Annotated in this window: 15 protein-coding genes; 4 read left to right on the top strand and 11 right to left on the bottom strand. The window is 72.6% G+C overall.

Annotated features, from left to right (window positions below; translation table 11 throughout):
- Entirely contained in the window at positions 1 to 636 is a 636-nt protein-coding gene (locus KY498_RS12635) for a PadR family transcriptional regulator (RefSeq protein WP_191009215.1), read from the top strand.
- 111 nt (positions 637 to 747) lie between these two features.
- On the opposite strand, the gene KY498_RS12630 is transcribed toward KY498_RS12635, so the two are convergent.
- Positions 748 to 1260 (bottom strand): universal stress protein, encoded by a 513-nt coding sequence (locus KY498_RS12630; protein ID WP_191009216.1) that lies wholly within the window; start codon positions 1258 to 1260, stop codon positions 748 to 750.
- 166 nt (positions 1261 to 1426) lie between these two features.
- Between KY498_RS12630 and KY498_RS12625 the strand changes: the two genes are divergently transcribed.
- The gene (locus tag KY498_RS12625) at positions 1427 to 1606 is read left to right on the top strand and encodes a DUF3073 family protein (RefSeq protein ID WP_060959110.1); all 180 of its coding nucleotides are present in this window, start codon (positions 1427 to 1429) and stop codon (positions 1604 to 1606) included.
- A gap of 150 nt (positions 1607 to 1756) precedes the next feature.
- Here the strand turns inward: KY498_RS12625 and KY498_RS12620 are convergent, their stop codons facing one another.
- The 4 genes from KY498_RS12620 to KY498_RS12605 all read right to left on the bottom strand — a co-directional run bounded on the left by KY498_RS12620 (position 1757) and on the right by KY498_RS12605 (position 6167).
- Entirely contained in the window at positions 1757 to 2995 is a 1239-nt protein-coding gene (locus KY498_RS12620) for an MFS transporter (protein WP_101307036.1), read from the bottom strand.
- Positions 2996 to 3224: 229 nt separating this feature from the next.
- Positions 3225 to 4706: an amidophosphoribosyltransferase gene (purF, locus tag KY498_RS12615; RefSeq protein WP_060959108.1), complete on the bottom strand. Its 1482-nt coding sequence runs from the start codon at positions 4704 to 4706 to the stop codon at positions 3225 to 3227.
- A 27-nt stretch (positions 4707 to 4733) separates the two neighbouring features.
- A complete protein-coding gene (gene purM, locus KY498_RS12610) occupies positions 4734 to 5846 on the bottom strand; it encodes a phosphoribosylformylglycinamidine cyclo-ligase (protein WP_060959107.1) in 1113 nt (370 codons plus the stop codon).
- Between the two features lie 93 nt (positions 5847 to 5939).
- The gene (locus KY498_RS12605; RefSeq protein WP_101307037.1) at positions 5940 to 6167 is read right to left on the bottom strand and encodes a histidine ammonia-lyase; all 228 of its coding nucleotides are present in this window, start codon (positions 6165 to 6167) and stop codon (positions 5940 to 5942) included.
- Positions 6168 to 6280: 113 nt separating this feature from the next.
- Between KY498_RS12605 and KY498_RS12600 the strand changes: the two genes are divergently transcribed.
- A complete protein-coding gene (locus KY498_RS12600; RefSeq protein ID WP_060959105.1) occupies positions 6281 to 6892 on the top strand; it encodes a hypothetical protein in 612 nt (203 codons plus the stop codon).
- A 165-nt stretch (positions 6893 to 7057) separates the two neighbouring features.
- On the opposite strand, the gene KY498_RS12595 is transcribed toward KY498_RS12600, so the two are convergent.
- Positions 7058 to 7384 carry a hypothetical protein gene (locus tag KY498_RS12595; RefSeq protein ID WP_060959104.1) on the bottom strand — a complete coding sequence of 109 codons (327 nt, stop codon included), beginning with the start codon at positions 7382 to 7384 and terminating at the stop codon, positions 7058 to 7060.
- A gap of 139 nt (positions 7385 to 7523) precedes the next feature.
- On the opposite strand from KY498_RS12595, the gene KY498_RS12590 reads away from it, so the two are divergent.
- Positions 7524 to 8903, top strand: a complete 1380-nt coding sequence (locus KY498_RS12590; protein WP_191009596.1) for an NAD(P)/FAD-dependent oxidoreductase — start codon at positions 7524 to 7526, stop codon at positions 8901 to 8903.
- A gap of 926 nt (positions 8904 to 9829) precedes the next feature.
- Here KY498_RS12590 and KY498_RS12585 read toward each other — a convergent pair.
- The 5 genes from KY498_RS12585 to KY498_RS12565 all read right to left on the bottom strand — a co-directional run bounded on the left by KY498_RS12585 (position 9830) and on the right by KY498_RS12565 (position 16765).
- A complete protein-coding gene (locus tag KY498_RS12585; RefSeq protein ID WP_191009217.1) occupies positions 9830 to 12787 on the bottom strand; it encodes an HtaA domain-containing protein in 2958 nt (985 codons plus the stop codon).
- A 93-nt stretch (positions 12788 to 12880) separates the two neighbouring features.
- On the bottom strand, positions 12881 to 13678 hold the full coding sequence (locus tag KY498_RS12580; RefSeq protein ID WP_101307040.1) for a heme ABC transporter ATP-binding protein: 798 nt from the start codon (positions 13676 to 13678) through the stop codon (positions 12881 to 12883).
- On the bottom strand, positions 13675 to 14727 hold the full coding sequence (locus KY498_RS12575; protein ID WP_101307299.1) for an iron ABC transporter permease: 1053 nt from the start codon (positions 14725 to 14727) through the stop codon (positions 13675 to 13677). The genes KY498_RS12580 and KY498_RS12575 overlap by 4 nt, the downstream gene beginning before the upstream one ends.
- A 53-nt stretch (positions 14728 to 14780) precedes the next feature.
- Entirely contained in the window at positions 14781 to 15920 is a 1140-nt protein-coding gene (locus KY498_RS12570; RefSeq protein WP_223848754.1) for a hemin ABC transporter substrate-binding protein, read from the bottom strand.
- Positions 15917 to 16765, bottom strand: coding sequence for an HtaA domain-containing protein (locus KY498_RS12565; protein WP_191009218.1), 849 nt, complete (start codon positions 16763 to 16765; stop codon positions 15917 to 15919). Before KY498_RS12565 ends, KY498_RS12570 begins: the two co-directional genes overlap by 4 nt.
- Positions 16766 to 16796 lie beyond the last annotated feature (31 nt).

Here is a 16796-nt window from a genome sequence, read left to right as displayed (position 1 = left end):
ATGCCCCCCGTCTTCTCGCACGGCGACCTGCGCCTCTACCTGCTGAACCTCCTCGACGAGTCGCCCCGGCACGGCTACGACCTGATGCAGGCGCTGTCGGATCGCACCGGCGGCACGTACACGCCGAGCGCCGGAACGATCTACCCGCGGCTGTCCAAGCTGGAGGAGGAGGGCCTGGTCACGAAAGTCGTCGACGGTCGCAAGACCGTCTACGAGATCACGGACGCGGGCCGCGCCGAGGTCTCCGCGCGGGCGCACGAGCTCGAGGGCATCGAGGCGGGACTTGCCGACAGCGTCCGCCTCATCGCCGACGAGGTGCGCGGCAGCGTGCGCGAGGCGATGAAGAGCCTCCGCGCGGATCTGGCGGCCTCGGCCCAGTCGGAGCGCAACCAGGCGCAGCGCGATCGCGACGAGGCCCGCGCCTCGGCATCCGCGTCGCCGTCGGATGACGCGCGCGCGTCGTCCCGCGAGCAGCTGCGGCGCACCGAGGCGATCCTCGGCGAGTTCCGAGCGACCGTGCGCGCCGATGTGCGCACGCATCTCGCACACGGCGGGGAGCTCGCGGCATCCGCCGTCGACGACCTGTCGCGCGCGCTCGACGACGCGCTCGCCGCGCTGACCCGCGCCCTGCGCTGATCCCCCCTGCCTGCCGAGCCGCCATCCCCTGTGCGAGCCGCCACGCGGTGTACAGCACAGCGGATGGCGGCTCGGCCGCGGCATAGCGGCTCGCGGGAGGGGGGAAGAGAGCTAGGCGGGCCAGGGAGTATCGTCGTCGAGCGGCTCCTCCAGGGGGACCACGAGGATCGGGCGCGACTGGCGGTGCGCGAGCCGCGCGGCGACCGAGCCCGTGAAGAACTCGCGGATCGACTCGCCGAACCCGCGGCGCCGCGTCCCCACGACGATCAGGCGCGCCTGCGCGCGCTCGGCGAGATGCTTGATCGCCAGCGCCGGGTCACCCACGAGCTGCGTGACGGTCCACTCCACGCCCGAACCCTCGAGCGCGGATGCCGCGGCATCCCGCACCGACGCGAGCTGCACCTCTCCGACGGCGAGGTCGATGTCGATCGGCGCCGAATGCACATAACCGTCGGGATCTTCGTACGTGACGAACCGCGTGACATCGACGTGGGCGACGATCAGGGGCGCCTGGAAGAGCTTCGCGTACCGCGCCGCCTCTTTGAGCACCCGCGCCGGCTGGTCGGGGATCGCGCCGACCACGACCGCGTGGAGCGGGACCGGGCTCTCATCCGAATCGACCATGACACCCTCCCCGTCCTCCCCCGCACCGCGAGGCGCCGGGGGCACCGTGTTATTCTGAATGCTACTCTTCCCGGCAGGAAGCCGGATCGTCAACCGCATCGTGAATGCGCCGGACCAAAGTGCGGAACACCGCATCGTCCGTGACTCAGAAATGAGGGGGTCTCGCATGGGGCGTGGCCGTCAGAAAGCGAAGCACACCAAGATCGCTCGCGAGCTGAAGTACGACACCTACACCGTGAACTACTCCGCGCTCGAAAAGGAGCTCGGACACCACGAGGACGACCCGTACGTCGACAAGTGGGCCGATCAGTATGCCGACGACGAGGACGAGCTGGAGACAGCCTGACGCCCTCGTCATGCCGTGCTGAACGGCGTCACGTGTGCAACGTCGGACTTTTCAGCGCGCTGATTCTGTGAAGGCAGGAGCGGGCGGGCGTGGACCGCGGCGTCGTCGGAATCTCCGACGTTCGTCACAGGCCCGGCACCGCACTGATCCTCACCACACGCCGTGGCGGCGCTCCCACTCGTCTTCGATCGTCCGCGGCTTCGACACGATGATTCCGGTCGGGATCGCCGCCAGGAACAGCGCGCCGAAGACGAGGAGCACCGGCTGCCAGCTGCCGGTCAGCTCGTGCACCACGGCGAACATCAGCGGGAACAGCGCCGCGATCGCGTAGCCCACGCTCTGCGCGAAGCCGCTCAGCGCCACGGCGCCCTCGTGCGTGCGCGTGCGCAGCTGGATGAGCACGAGCACGGCGGGGAACAGCGCCTGCGGGGTGCCCAGCAGGACGACCCACAGGATCGTGGCGGCCGTCGGGGCCAGCACCATGCCCCCGACACCGGCGAGACCCGCCACCAGGGCGACCGCGTAGATCACGCCGACGCGTCGCCACCGCGTGATGACGATCGGAACCAGGATCGACCAGGGCAGGCCCATCGCGCCGAACAGCGAGAGCAGCGCGCCCGCCTCGGCGTGCGAGACCCCGGCCACGTCGACGAGCACGACCGGGAGCCACGCGAAACACGCGTACACGCTCGCAGCGGAGATGCCGAAGGTCGCCGCCAGTGCCCACGCCAGCGACAGTCGCGGCAGGCGTCCGAGCACCCCCGGCGCGGGCTCCTCGATCGCGACCGCCGACTGCTGCGCGGCGGAGGTACGGGCCCGGACGACGAGAGAGACCCACGGCACCACCGCGAGCAACGCGAAGACGGCCCACATCCCGAGCGAGAAGCGCCACCCTGCGGCATCCGCGACGGGCACCGCGACCAGCGGCGGCACGAAGGCCGCCACGGCGAGCAACGCGGAGTAGAGCGCGGTCATCGTGCCGATGCGATCGGGGAAGTACGCCTTGATCAGGGGCGGCAGGACCACGTTGCCGACGCCGACCGCGGCGAACAGCACCGCGGTGGCCACCAGCAGCGTCACGGCGTCGCCGGCGAGCGCGCGCCAGATGAGCGCCGCCGTCACGACGACCATGGATGCCGCCGCCAGCCGCTGCAGCCCGAAACGCCGTTCGAGCATCGGCGTCACGATGCCGAACACGGCGAAGCAGACGGGAGGGGCGGTGCCGATGAGGCCGACGACCCACGTCGGCACAGCGAAGTCCTCCTGCACCTCGGCGAGGATCGGAGACAGCGCCGCCACGGCGGAGCGCAGCGAGAAGGCGACGAGCACGACGCCCGCGAGTGCGAGGAGCCTTCCCCGCCAGAGGGATCGGGGGCGGGGAGCGGTCACCCGATCCAGCCTAGGGCGGGCGCAGGGGTTTCGACTCGCTGCGCTCGCTCAACCACCGGGCGCAGGGCAGGCGCGGGGGGGTTTCGACTCGCTGCGCTCGCTCAACCACCGGGCGCAGGGCGGGCCGGGGGGGGTTTCGACTCGCTGCGCTCGCTCAACCACCGGCGGTGGTTGCCGGGCGTGGGGCGAGGCGCGCAGCGCCGAGTCGAAACGTTCCCGACGCGCGGGGTCAGCTCTCCTGCGTGCCCTCGACCCAGGCGAGGTACTCGTCCGACACCGTGCCGGTGATGTACCGCCCGTCGAAGCAGCTCATGTCGAGGTCTTCGACGTCGGGCGCCCCCTCGAGGATCGCGGCCTTCAGGTCGTCGATCTCCTGGTACACCATGTAGTCCGCGCCCAGCTCCGCCGCGATCTCGGGGATCGTGCGGCCGTGGGCGACGAGCTCGTGCCGCGACGGCATGTTGATGCCGTACACGTGCGGGTAGCGCACGGGCGGGGCGGCCGAGGCGAACGTGACGCTCTTGGCCCCGGCATCCCGGGCCATCTGGATGATCTCCTTGGACGTCGTGCCGCGGACGATCGAGTCGTCGATGAGCAGCACGTTCTTGCCCTTGAACTCGCTCGACATCGCGTTGAGCTTCTGGCGGACGCTCTTCTTGCGCACCGCCTGCCCCGGCATGATGAAGGTCCGCCCGACGTAGCGGTTCTTGTAGAAGCCCTCGCGATACTCGATGCCGAGCTTGCGGGCCACCTGCATGGCGGCGGGTCGCGAGCTGTCGGGGATGGGCATGACGACGTCGATGGCCCCCGCCGGCGTGTACTTGGCGATCGTGTCGGCGAGACGCTCGCCCATCCGCAGGCGCGCCTCGTACACCGAGATGCCGTTCATGACCGAGTCGGGACGGGCGAGGTAGACGTACTCGAACGAGCAGGGCACGAGCTGCGGGTTCGTCGCGCACTGCTGGGTGTGCAGGCGTCCCTCGAGGTCGATGAAGACGGCCTCGCCGGGCTCGACGTCGCGGACGACCTCGAAACCGCCGTTCTCCAGCACCAGCGACTCGGAGGCGACGATCCACTCGTAGCGGCCGGTGGCGGTGCCCTCGGCATCCACCGCGGGGCGCGTGCCCAGGATGAGGGGGCGGATGCCGAACGGGTCGCGGAAGGCGAGCAGGCCGTACCCGGCGATCAGCGCGATCGTGGCGTACGACCCCTCGACGCGCTCGTGCACGCGGGTGACCGCCTGGAAGACCTGCGCCGGGTCGAGCTCGAACCCGGAGATCGAGGACTGCAGCTCGTTGGCCAGCACGTTCACCAGCAGCTCGGTGTCGGAGCTGGTGTTGAGGTGGCGGCGGTCCTTGCTGAAGAGCTCCTTGGTCAGCTCACGCGTGTTGGTGAGGTTGCCGTTGTGCACCAGCACGATGCCGTACGGGGCGTTGACGTAGAACGGCTGCGCCTCTTCCTCGCTCGACGCGGTGCCCTTGGTGGCGTAGCGCACGTGCCCGAGGCCGATGTTGCCGAGGAGGGCGCGCATGTCGCGGGTGCGGAAGGCCTCGCGCACCTGGCCCTTCGCCTTGAAGAGGTGGAAGACGCCGTTGGTCTCCGCCGTCGCGATGCCGGTGGAGTCCTGACCGCGATGCTGCAGCAGCAGGAGCGAGTCGTAGATGTCCTGGTTGACCGGGCCCTGTCCGACGACGCCGACGATTCCGCACATGTGGTGTAGCTCAATCCGTTTCTGCGTCTAAACCGCTGATGAGTAGGCGCCGACCAGACGCACGGCGCCGCCGTCCACGCCCTTGGCACCCTGCTCGAAGTGCCCGTCGGGACGGGCGCCCTCGTGCACGACGCCGACCTGCCACGTCGCGATGCCGGCCGCCGACAGGAGGGAAGCCGCGGCATCCGCCTGCGCCGCCGAGACGACGGCGACGAAGCCGATGCCGAGGTTCCAGGTGCCCTCGGTGTCTTCGAGCCGCAGTCCGCCGAGGTCGGCGAGCACGCGGAACACGGGCGTCGGCGACCACGTGGAGCGGTCGATCTCGACCCACGCCTGCGGCGGGAGCACGCGGGCCACGTTCGCGGCGATGCCGCCACCGGTCACGTGGCTGAGCGCGTGGACCGCGCCCGGCAGGGCGGTGAGCAGGTTCAGCAGCGGCAGCGTGTACAGACGGGTGGGCTCGAGCAGCTCCTCGCCCCACGTGCGGCCGAAGTCCGCGGCGTGGGCGCCGTAGCTGAGGCCCGTGCCCGCGACGATGTGGCGGATGAGCGAGTACCCGTTGGAGTGCGGGCCGCTGGATGCCAAGGCCAGCACCACGTCGCCCGGCTGCACGCGGTCGGCGCCGAGCACGTCACCGGCATCCACGACACCGGTCGCCGCTCCCGCGACGTCGTAGTCGTTGACGCCGAGCAGACCCGGGTGCTCCGCGGTCTCGCCGCCGACGAGCGCCGTGCCGGTCTGCTCGCACCCGGAGGCGATGCCGCGGACGATGTCGGCGATGCGCTCGGGGAAGACCTTGCCGCACGCGATGTAGTCGGTCATGAAGAGCGGCTTCGCGCCCACCACGACGATGTCGTCGACGACCATGCCGACGAGGTCCTGGCCGATCGTGTCGTGCTTGTCGAGGGCCTGCGCGATGGCCACTTTCGTGCCGACGCCGTCGGTCGAGGTCGCCAGCAGCGGCTTCTCGTACGCCTGCAGCGCCGAGGCGTCGAACAGGCCGGCGAAGCCGCCCACACCGCCCAGCACCTCGGGCCCGTGGGTGCGACGAACCGCCGACTTCATCAGTTCGACGGCGAGGTCTCCCGCCGCAGTGTCGACGCCGGCTTCGGAATAGGGGTTCTGTGGGGCTTCTGCCACGCGAACAGCCTACCGGCAGGGGCGGGGCGCGCGGACCGCGGCATCCGGCCGTGCGTGCGGGCGACGCTGCGGCGCCGACCACGCAGGAGACGCCTACGACGCCGAGGGATCGTGCGGGTTCCCCGGGCCGTGGTGACGACCGGTCGCGGGATCGATCCAGTTGCCGGAGCCGGTGAGCCGGTGCCAGCGCCGGTGGAACGCGAGATCGGTGTCGTTCGCGTCGACGACGGCGGCACCGCACAGGTCGCAGATGCGCAGGATGACGACATCGCCGCCCGCGGTCGTGACGACGACCGACCCCTCCGGAAAGTCGACGCCCATCGTGTGCCCCTCCCCCTGCGGCCGACCGTCATGGTCCGGCTCCGAGAATGCCCTCAGACTACGCGAGGCGCGCACCCTGTCGCCGGCCCGACCGCTGTCCCTAGGATGGCGGCATGGCAGCGGCGGGAACACCGGAATGGATCGTGCGCGAAGACGCGAGCCTCCCCGTCCTCGTCGCCCTGTATCTGCGTCAGGTGCTCGGCATCCGTTTTCCCGAGGAGCTGCCGCACCTGCGCGGCATCCCGCCGACGGCTCGCGCCGAGATGGGCGAGTACGACGATCGGCCGGCGATCGAGCGCGAGTGGCGCGCGTACTGGGACCTGACCGTCGAGCCGCAGGCGAACCCTTCGCCCGTGCCGCTGGAGCTGATCGACGGGTTCGACACCTACGTCGCACTGCCGGTCGAGGGGTTCACCGAGCTGCAGGCGGCGATCGCCCCCCACGGCGAGGATGCGGTGGCGTACGCGCGATCCGCGAACGGCCGCTACCGTTCCAGCCTCGGCAGCGGGGCGTCATACCGGGCCTACGCGAGCGCGATCGCCGAGCACGAGCGGGTGGTGGGGCGCCGCGCGCACTCGTTCGAGCTGAACGTCCAGGTGCTTCCGTTCACGCAGCGCGGCGTGTGGTGGATCGGCGCGCTGACGATCGCGGTCACCGACGGTCTGCGCGGCGACATCGCGGCCTTCGACGCCGCCGTGGGGCCGATCATCGCCGATATCGCCTGATCGCGGCATCCGCTGTCACGGCGCACGGGCCGGGGCGGGTGAGCGGCCCGGGCGGGCGAGCGGCCGGGGGCAGGCGAGCGGCCCGGAACAGGCCGTTCGCGGCGAGAAGCGCCTGCTGCCGGCAGATCGCCGGCCCTCGGGCGGCGACGGTCGTGCGAACGGGGCTTACTCGGCGTCGTCGACGGTGATGACCTCGTGATCGACGCGCACCTCGCGGGCGCGGCGGGCGAGGGAGCGATCGAGCACCAGCGCGACCACGCCGCCGACGGCGATGCCGAGGGGGATCGCGAAGAGGCACACGAAGCCGAAGACCTGCGAGGTCGAGTAGGTCACACCCGTGGTCGCACTGACGTTCTCGGTGCCGTCGAACGCGAAGGTCAGCACCAGGGCGACCAGGATGCCGAGGGCAGCGCCCGCCAGGAGGAACACCGCGTACCGCGGGCTGCGCCGCACCTGGGCGGTCTCGATGCGGTGGTCGGCGGTGGGCGTCATGACCCCATTGTCCCACCTCCCATCCGGAGGCGGGCGACACGAGCTCGTCACGGCGTCGCGGTAATCTGCGGCTATGACGGCATCCGCTCCCCTGGCTTCTGACGGCGCGACGAACCCGGTTCCGGATGCGAGGCCGCACGTGGTCATCATCGGCGGGGGCTTCGCCGGAATCAGCGCGGCGCGGGCCCTGCGCCACGCACCGGTGCGCGTGACGCTCGTCGACCGGCGCGTCTACAACACCTTCCAGCCGCTGCTGTACCAGGTGGCCACCGGCGGGCTGAACCCCGGCGACGTGACCCACTTCCTGCGAAGCCTGCGCGTGCGCCAGCCCAACCTCGACGTCGTGCACGAGCACCTCATGGAGATCGACACCGATGCCCGCACCGTGCGTCTGCTCGACGGTCAGGAGATGTCGTACGACTACCTGCTCGTCGCGAACGGCGTCACCACGGCGTATCACGGCACCCCCGGGGCGAAGGAGAACTCGTTCGCCGTGTACTCCCGCTCGCAGGCGATCGCGATCCGCGACACCCTCTTCACCCGTCTGGAGCGCGTCGCGGTGCAGGGCGGCCGCACCAAGGGGCTCTCGGTCGTCGTGATCGGCGGCGGGCCGACCGGCATCGAGATGGCCGGTGCCCTCGCCGAGCTGCGCGACCAGGGGCTCGAGCCGGCGTACCCCGAGCTCGACGGCGATGCCTTCCGCATCACGCTCGTGCAGCGCAGCGAGATCCTCAAGCCGTTCATCCCGAAGCTCCGCGACTACGCGGCCGCCCAGCTGCGGCGCCGCGACGTCGAGCTGCGCCTCGGGGCGGGCGTGGACGAGGTGCGACCGGATGCCGTCGTGCTCTCGGACGGCACCGTGCTGCCGTCCGATCTCACCGTGTGGGCGACGGGTGTCGCGCCGCACGAGGAGGTGCGCGACTGGAGCCTGCCGCTGGACAAGGGCGACCGCATCCGCGTCGGGGAGGACCTGCAGGTCGTGGGGCTGCCCGGGGTCTTCGCCGCCGGCGACGTCGCGATCGCGCCGCAGGATCTGCCCCAGCTGGCGCAGCCGGCCATCCAGGGCGGTGAGCACGTGGCGCGCCAGATCGTGCGCCTCATCGCGGGCGAGCCGACCGCGCCGTTCTCCTACTACGACAAGGGTCAGCTCGCGATCATCGGCCGTCGCTCGGCGATCGGGGAGCTCCCCGGCATCGCGAACCTGCCGGTGCTGCACCGTCTGCGCTTCCTCGGCAAGATCCCGCTGCTGCGCAAGACGGTGGCGCTCACCGGATCGGTCGCGTGGATGACGTGGCTGTTCGTCCACATCGCGAGCCTGCTCGGGCCCCGCAACAAGCTGATGGTGCTGATCGGACTGGTGGCCCGCTACGGCGTGCACCTGTATCGCACACCGGTGCCGATCGTCGGCGACGTGCCCGCGATCCGCCCGTCGAAGGCGCAGCGCCGCCGCCTCACCCCCGAACAGCGCGCCGCGGCCGATGCCGACGCCGGCGTCGCCGCCGCCCCCGCCGCCGACTGAGCCGCGGCCGGCCGGGGGGCCGGGGCCGGTGGCCGGGGCCGGTGCCGAAGTGCAAGGGATGCGGGGCGACACACCGCGGCATCCCCCTGCGAAGACGGCGTGTCGGGCACCGCGCCTTGCAGTTGAGGCAGCGCGCGGGCGTTTCGACTCGGCGCTACGCGCCTCGCTCAACGACCGGGAGCGTGACCCATGCCCGTGCCCCCGTCTGCGCCCGCGGGCCGGACTGCAAGGGATGCGGGGCGACACGCCGCGGCATCCCCCCGCGGAGACGGCGTGTCGGGCACCGCGCCTTGCAGTTGGGTCGCCGCGTCGCGCGCGGGGCGTTTCGACTCGGCGCTGCGCCCCTCGCTCAACGACCGGGGGTTCCGCCGCATGCCGGTGCCCCCGCCTGTGCCCCCGGGCCGAAGTGCAAGGGATGCGGGGCGACACACCGCGGCATCCCCCTGCGAAGATGGCGTGTCGAGCACCGCGCCTCGCAGTTGAGGCGGCGGGCGCGGGCGTTTCGACTCGGCGCTGCGCGCCTCGCTCAACGACCGGGAGCGTGACCCATGCCGGTGCCCCCGCCTGCGCCCGCATGCCGAACTGCAAGGGATGCCGGGCGACACACCGCCGCATCCCCCTGCGGAGACCGCGTGTCGGACACCGCGCCTTGCAGTTCGGGGCACACGGGCGCGGGCGTTTCGACTCGGCGCTGCGCGCCTCGCTCAACGACCGGGGGTTCCGCCGCATGCCGGTGCCCCCGCCTGCGCCCGCGGGCCGAAGTGCAAGGGATGCCGGGCGACACGCCGCGGCATCCCCCTGCGAAGACGGCGCGTCGGGCACCGCGCCTTGCAGTTGAGGCCGCGCGCGGCCTCGGGCGCCGGGCGCCGCGCCGAAGCGCCGCAGCGCCCCGCCGAAGCCGGGCGGGGCGCTGCGGGGTCGAGGGCTCAGACCGCGCGGTCGGCCATCGTCCTGCGGCGGATCGCCACCAGGCCCGCACCGAGCAGGAGCATTCCGAGCCCCACCCAGACGGTTCCGTCCGGCATCGTTCCGCCCGTGGCCGCGAGTGCTCCCGACGTCGCCGTGTCGCACGGCACCTCCGCGCCCAGCGGGAACGAGAACGACACCGGGTCGAGGCTCTCGCCCGCCGCGTAGAAACCGCCGAAGGCCTCCGCGCCGGCCGCCGTCAGGGTGGCCGCGGCATCCGTCCACGCGATCGCGCCGCCGCGGGTCGTCGCCGCCGGGAGCGTCAGGTTCGCGAGCACGACGCGGCCGTCGACCGACGGGCTGCCGCCGTATCCCTTCGACTGCACGTAGGCGCTGAGGGTCGCAGTGCGCGCGCCGGTGACCTGGATCACGGGGTTGGAGATCGTCAGGTCGAGCAGGCCTCCGTGTCCGGTGAAGCTCGCCGCTCCGCCGAAGGACACCCGGCCGATGCCCTCCTCGGTGTTGAACGCCCCCGATCCGCTGCGCCACGCGATCGACGCGGAGCCCTTCGCGATCGGGCCGTTCACGTACGACACGAAGCTCTGCTTCACACCCCACGTGAGGGAGGCCCCGTCGACCGCCCACGCCGTGCAGACCGCGACCGGTGCGGCGACCGCCTCGGGCGCGGGGGATGCCGATGCGGCCTCGACCGTGATCGGCTGCTCCACGGTGATGTCGCCCGCACGGACGACGACCGTGTGCGCGCCCGCGGGCAGGGTGGCCGGGATGACGCCGGTGACCGAGAAGAGGCCGCCGTCGCCGACGGTCGTGGTGCCGAGGTCGACCACGTCGGAGTGCACCTCGACGGTGACGGCGACCCCGGCGGGGAAGCCGCTGCCGCGCACCGTGAGCGATCCGCCCTGGACGACGCTGGGTGCGCTCAGGAACACGGTGGGCGTCGTGGTGGTCGGCGTCGCCACCGTCACCGCCGTGAAGGTGTCGAGGCTGCGGTCCGTCAGCGACAGCCCGTGCGCCGCGGACGTCGCGACCTGGTAGCTCGTGCCCGGCTCGAGGGTGCCGGCCGGGATCGTCAGCGTCGTGGTGAACGCGCCGTCGAGGATCGTCGGGACCCAGGCCTGCGCGATCCACCCGCCGGCGGGGAGCGCGGACTGCCCCGACCACAGCGAACTCTCGCCGAACAGCACGTACACGCCGTTGGCCGCGCCGGGTCCGGTGAAGCCGGTGCCTGAGACGGTCAGGACGTTCTCGACGGCGGGGTCCAGTTCGGATGCCGGGGTCACGGTGACCGTCGGACCATCGACCGGGGGCACCTCGGCCGTGAACGAGATCGGCGTGGCGGTCTCGAACGGCGCGTACGTCGCACCGCCGGCCGCGTAGGTGTACACGCCCCACGTGCCGTTCGCGAGCGCGCCGTCGGCCTTCGAGACGTGCAGCGTGGTCGAGAAGCTGCCGTCGGCGGCGATCTCGATCGCACCTGCGGCGGCGCCCCCGACCTTCGAAACGTCGGCGGCGAGCAGGCCCCACTTCGTGTCGAAGCCCTTGCGCGCGGAGGAGGTCGCGCCGGTGCTCGGTCGCCAGTCGGCGGCGAAGGAGCCGAACACGACGTAGGCCCCGGTGAACGAGCCCTGCAGCGGCGGCCGGGTGCCGTCGGTGTCGGGCGAGTGGGGGAGGAAGCCGGTGCCGGTGACCGTCACCGTCTCGCCGCTCGGGTCGAGATCCGCCGTCTTCGACACGGTGACCGTCGGGGTCGGGGCGGGCTCCGGCGCGGAGCCGGCCGCGTCGACGACGGTGAACGTCGAGAAGGGCGCGTAGACCGCGCCGCCGGCGGCCCACGTGCGCACGCCGAAGCGGGCACCGTCGGGCGCCGTCGCGCTGCGCACGACGCTCAGCGTCGTGGCGAAGGTGCCGTCCGCCGCGATGGCGACGGCACCCGCCGCCGCGCCGCCGATCTTGGCGACATCACCCTCCGACACCGCCCACCGGGTGTACTCGGTGCTGCGGCCGGCCGAGGTCCAGGCGTCGCCGGCGTAGAAGCCGAAGCCCACGTACGCGCCGCCGAAGGCGCCCGCGAGAGGCGGACGCGTTCCGTCGGTCGCCGGCGCGTCCGGCACGAAACCCCGGCCCTTCACGACGACGGTGTCGCCGTCGTACAGCGCCTGACCCGTATACGCGGTGACGCCGTCGGCGAGGAACACCGAGACGGCGGGCGTCGGCTTCTCGGGCTCGACGACCGCGGTGATGTCGTAGGCGACGGCATCCGACGTCGAGCCGCTGGTGGCGGCATCGGCCGGGGTGAACACGGCCGTCAGCGAGTGCCCGCCGACGCTCAGCGCCGAGGTGATCACCTGCGCCGAGCCGGCCGCGACGGCGACGGAGCCCAGCGACACGGAGCCGTCGAAGAACTCCACGGCGCCGGATGCCGCGGGCGTGACGGTCGCGGTCAGCGCCACGCTCGTGCCCGACACGGCGGACCCACTCGGCGACACGGTGAGGGTCGTCGTGGTCGCGGTGGGCGGGAACAGCGCCTCCCAGTCGATGGTGACCGCAGTGCGCGCGAGCAGGTTCGACGCCGACGGGAACGAGCGCGACGGCCACGCGATCACGTCGTACGCCGTCGCGCTATCCAGCTTCGCGGCGGTCTGCGTGAGGGTTCCGGCCACGCTTCCGCCGGCATCCACGACGGCATCCGTGTTCGGAGTGCTGGCCTGGTCGACGTCGTAGCCGTCGCGCGTCACCAGCGCGAGGTAGACGTGCGGTGCCGTCTGACCCGGCAGCGCCTGCACGTTCTGGAACCCGGTGCCCGCGACCGCGATGTCGCCGACGGTCGCCGTCAGCGCGGGATCGGATGCGGCCTGCGCGGGCGCGGCGACGCCGACGAGCGAACCGGCGGCGACGAGCACGGCGGCCAGCCCGCTCGCGAGGGCGCGTCTCAGCGACGGCCTCCTTGTTCTGTGCACGGGAGAACCTCCAGGAGTGTGGCGAAAGGAAGCGAATGACGTAGGGCAAACGTCCAGCTTGGAGTTAGCTTAGCCTATCCTTATCCATTCCATTCACCGGTATGAACCGCGCCGGGGGAGGATGATCGGCCGGCCCGTGTCAGGGTCGGCCAGCACGCGCACGGGGATGCCGTAGACCTCGGCGATCCGCTCCTCCACCAAGACCTCCGCGGGTTCGCCGTGCGCGACGAGTCGGCCGCGATCGATGACCGCGATCTCGTCGGCGTAGGCGCCGGCGAGCGACAGGTCGTGGAGCACCACGACCACCGCGCGCCCCTCCGCCGCCAGCTCCCGGGCGATCCGCAGCACGTCCTCCTGGTGGCGGAGGTCGAGAGCGGCCGTGGGCTCGTCGAGCAGCACGATGGGCGTGTCCTGCGCCAGCACGCGGGCCAGCGACACCCGCGCCTTCTCGCCGCCCGACAACGACGGGAACTCCCGCTCGCGCAGGTGGGACACGTCTGCCCGCGTCAGCGCCTCGGCGATGAGGCGATCGTCGTCGTCGGCCCGCGCCGTGTTGATCCAGGGCGCTCGACCCATCTCCACGACGTCGGCCGCCGTGAACGAGAACGCGACCCGATGCGACTGCAGGAGGACCGACCGGGCGCGTGCGAGCTCCCGCGCGCGCCACTGGGCGAGCGGACGCCCGTCGAGCTCCACCGTGCCGGCGGAGGGCGCCGCATCCCCGGTCAGCACGCTCAGGAGAGTCGACTTCCCCGCACCGTTGGGACCGACGAGGGCCAGAACCCGCCCGTAGGCGATGTCGAGGGTGACGCCCGCGAGGATCTCGGCGCCTCCCCCGGGCGAGCCGACCCGGTAGGACACGTCGCGGAGCGCATAGGCGAGCCCGCTCACGCCCAGCCTCCGGCGCGGCGACGGGTGCGGCGGATGAGCACGTAGAAGAACGGTCCGCCGACCAGTGAGGTCAGCACGCCGATGGGGAGGTCCGCCGACGGGATCACCGTGCGGGCGAGGAGGTCGGCAGAGACGAGCACGACCGCCCCGCCGAGCAGCGAGGCGGGAAGCAGCGTGCGATTCGAGGGGCCCAGCAGCATCCGCATCACGTGCGGCACCACCAGCCCCACGAACGCGATGATGCCCACGAAGGCCACGGCGACGCCCGTGAGCAGGGCGACCAGCACGATCGCGATCACGCGCAGCCGTTCGACCCGCACCCCCAGGTGCGCCGCCGTGCGGTCGCCGAGGGCCAACAGGTCGAGCCGGCGGGCGAGACCGACCGTGGCGGATGCCGCGGCCAGCCCGACCAGGGCGACGAGCCCCACCTCGGTCCACCGGGAGCCGTTCATCGAGCCCAGCTGCCAGAACACGATCTGCTCGCGAGACGCCGTGTCGCCCGCGAACATCAGCACGGCGAGCGCGGCTCCCGTGAAGGCGTTGACCGCGATGCCGGTGAGGATCAGCGTGACCGATTCGGTGCGACCCTGCGACCGGGCCGTCGCGTACACGACGAGGGTCGCCGCCAGCCCTCCGACGAAGGCGAACACGGCGGTCGTCCAGCCGCCGAGGGAGGTGAGGCCGAGCGTGATCGCGGCGGCGGCCCCGACGGCGGCGCCCGACGACACCCCGACGACACCGGGCTCGGCCAGAGGGTTGGCGAAGATGGCCTGCATGACGGCGCCGGCGAGCGCCAGCAACGCCCCCACCAGCACCGACATGACCACGCGGGGGAAGCGGATCTGCCACAGCGTCTGCTCGATCAACGGCGCCGACGGCGCCCAGGCGTTCGGGATGCCGAGGGAGCGCAGCAGGGAGCCGACGACCTCGGCCGGGCCGATGGGCAACTGACCGATGCCCGCCGAGAGGATGACCCCGACCAGGAGCAGGGCCGCCGTCACCGCGAAGACGGCGCCCGCACGGCCCCGACGGCGCGGACGCGGCGGCACCCGCGTCGCCGCGCCGCGCGACGGACCCGGCGAGGGGGCGGGGGCGACGGAGGTCACGGGCCCTGCTCCGCCGGCACGGCCGGCGACGCGGCATCCGACGCGCCGTCGGGCGCATAGACCGCCCGCGCGAGCGCATCCAGCACCTCCGCCGACCGCGGGCCGAACGAGAGGATCTGCCCGTCCGCCATGTCGACGAAGCGTCGGTGCTGACCCGCGGAGGTGAGCGCGATCGCGGGCTTCTCGGCGAGCAGCCCGTCGATGCCGCCGACCGACGCGATGCCGGCGGTCATGACGAGGATCAGGTCGGGGTCGGCGGCGACCATCGCCTCGTCGGTCATCGGCTGCATGCCGCGCCAGCCCAGCTGACCGGCGACGTCGATGCCGCCGAGGGCGCCGATGAGGTCGTCGGCGCCGGACTCGCTACCGAACAGGTAGTAGATGCCCGACGTCCCGCGCAGATAGAGGAAGACCATGCGCAGCCGGTCGGACTCGGCGGCGGGCGCGATCCGGGAGATCTGCGCGGTGACGGTCTGCAGCTCGCCCTCGATGCGGCCGGCCAGCAGGTCTCCGGCGTCGGCGGCACCGAAGATCGCGGCGACGGCGCGCGCCTGCGCGGCGGCGCCCGCGAACGAGGACGAGCGCTCGACGAACACCACCGTGATGCCGACGTCGCGCAGCTGCTGGACGACGTCGGCCGGACCGATGCTCCCGTCCGTGATGACGAGCGTCGGCGCGAGCCCGATGATCGCCTCGGCGTTGACGGAGTGGCCGCCGGAGGTGATCACGGGCAGGTCGCTCACGCCCGCGAAGGTGGTCGAGATGTCGCGGCCGACCAGCCGGTCGGCGAAGCCGAGCCCCGCGACGGTCGCCGCGAGGGAACCGGAGAGGTCCATGGCGATGACACGCGAGGCGTCGGTGACGGTGACCTCCACATCGCCCGACAGGTCGCGGGAGGTCACGGTGACCGGCAGCCGCGACGACGGCGCGGCGAGGACGGGCTCGATCGCGGCGTCGTCGAGCGTCGCGGTCGAGGGGCCGACGTACGCCTTGGGGTCGGCGAGCGGGCTGACCTCCGACAACGCGACGCGCGGAGCGGATGCCGTGGGCTCGGCGGGCGCCGCCGCGGCGGAGCAGCCGGCCAGGAGCACGACGACGAGGCTCAGCGCCGTCGCCGCGACGCGGCGGAGGATCACGAGCCCTCCCCTTCCGCGCCGGCGCGGTTCCGGCGCCGGCGGACGAGGAGCAGCGCGGCCGCCGCGACCGCGACGACGGCGGCGGCCGCCCCGGCGATCGCCCCGACCGGCGCCGAGGGCTCACGGCTCGCGGCGAGTGCGGCGTCGTCCGTCCCGGATTCCGCGGGGGCGGCGGGCGCGACCTCGGCGGTCGGGGTGGATGCCGGGCACTGCGCCGTGACCGAGAACGTGAGCGGGTCGAACGCCGTTCCGGCCGGATAGCTGCCGAAGGCGGCGAAGCCCTCCTCCGTCACGGCGGTCGCGGCATCCGTCGCGGAGAACGTGACGACGTCGCCGGCGCGCACGTACTCGATGGCGGCCGCGTCGACCGTGACGAACGGCGTTTGGGTGACCGTGTCGACGGTGCCGTCGCCGGCCATCGCGTTCTCCATCGAGACGCCCGCGACGTCGAGGAGCAGTCGGGCCCCACCCGCCGACAGCGCGAGCGTGGGGTGGGCGACGGTCGTGTCGAGCAGCCCGTCGTGCCCCGTGAACCGGATGCCGCCGGGGAAGGAGACCGCGCCGACGGTGCCGTCCGGGGCGACGGTGCCGGTGCCGGCGGACCAGTGGAAGGCGGGCGTGGTGTACGTCGCGCCATCGACCGTCTCCCACCCACCGCGGGCGATCGAGCCGGAGATGTAGGAGCGGAACGACTCCTTGAACCCCCAGGTCAGCGACGCGGCCGTCACCGTGCAGTCGGCGGGATCGGTCTCTCCCGTCGCAGCGGCGGGGGCGGCGGGAGAGACCGCCGCGACGATCGCGAGCAGGGCGATCGCGACGGGACGCGCAGACGGGGCAGGGCGCACGGGAGCTCCTGACGGGACGACGGCCGGAGCC

This window comes from Microbacterium sp. PAMC21962 (assembly GCF_019443465.1).
GTDB lineage: Bacteria > Actinomycetota > Actinomycetes > Actinomycetales > Microbacteriaceae > Microbacterium > Microbacterium hominis.
This window is presented reverse-complemented; position numbering and strand designations above follow the sequence as displayed.

Bases quoted from the DNA above. Each gene is read 5' to 3' on its own strand.
- KY498_RS12635 (WP_191009215.1), top strand. From the start codon at position 1: ATGCCCCCCGTCTTCTCGCACGGCGACCTGCGCCTCTACCTGCTGAAC.
- KY498_RS12630 (WP_191009216.1), bottom strand. From the start codon at position 1,260: ATGGTCGATTCGGATGAGAGCCCGGTCCCGCTCCACGCGGTCGTGGTC.
- KY498_RS12625 (WP_060959110.1), top strand. From the start codon at position 1,427: ATGGGGCGTGGCCGTCAGAAAGCGAAGCACACCAAGATCGCTCGCGAG.
- purF (WP_060959108.1), bottom strand. From the start codon at position 4,706: ATGTGCGGAATCGTCGGCGTCGTCGGACAGGGCCCGGTCAACCAGGAC.
- KY498_RS12605 (WP_101307037.1), bottom strand. From the start codon at position 6,167: ATGGGCGTCGACTTTCCGGAGGGGTCGGTCGTCGTCACGACCGCGGGC.
- KY498_RS12600 (WP_060959105.1), top strand. From the start codon at position 6,281: ATGGCAGCGGCGGGAACACCGGAATGGATCGTGCGCGAAGACGCGAGC.
- KY498_RS12595 (WP_060959104.1), bottom strand. From the start codon at position 7,384: ATGACGCCCACCGCCGACCACCGCATCGAGACCGCCCAGGTGCGGCGC.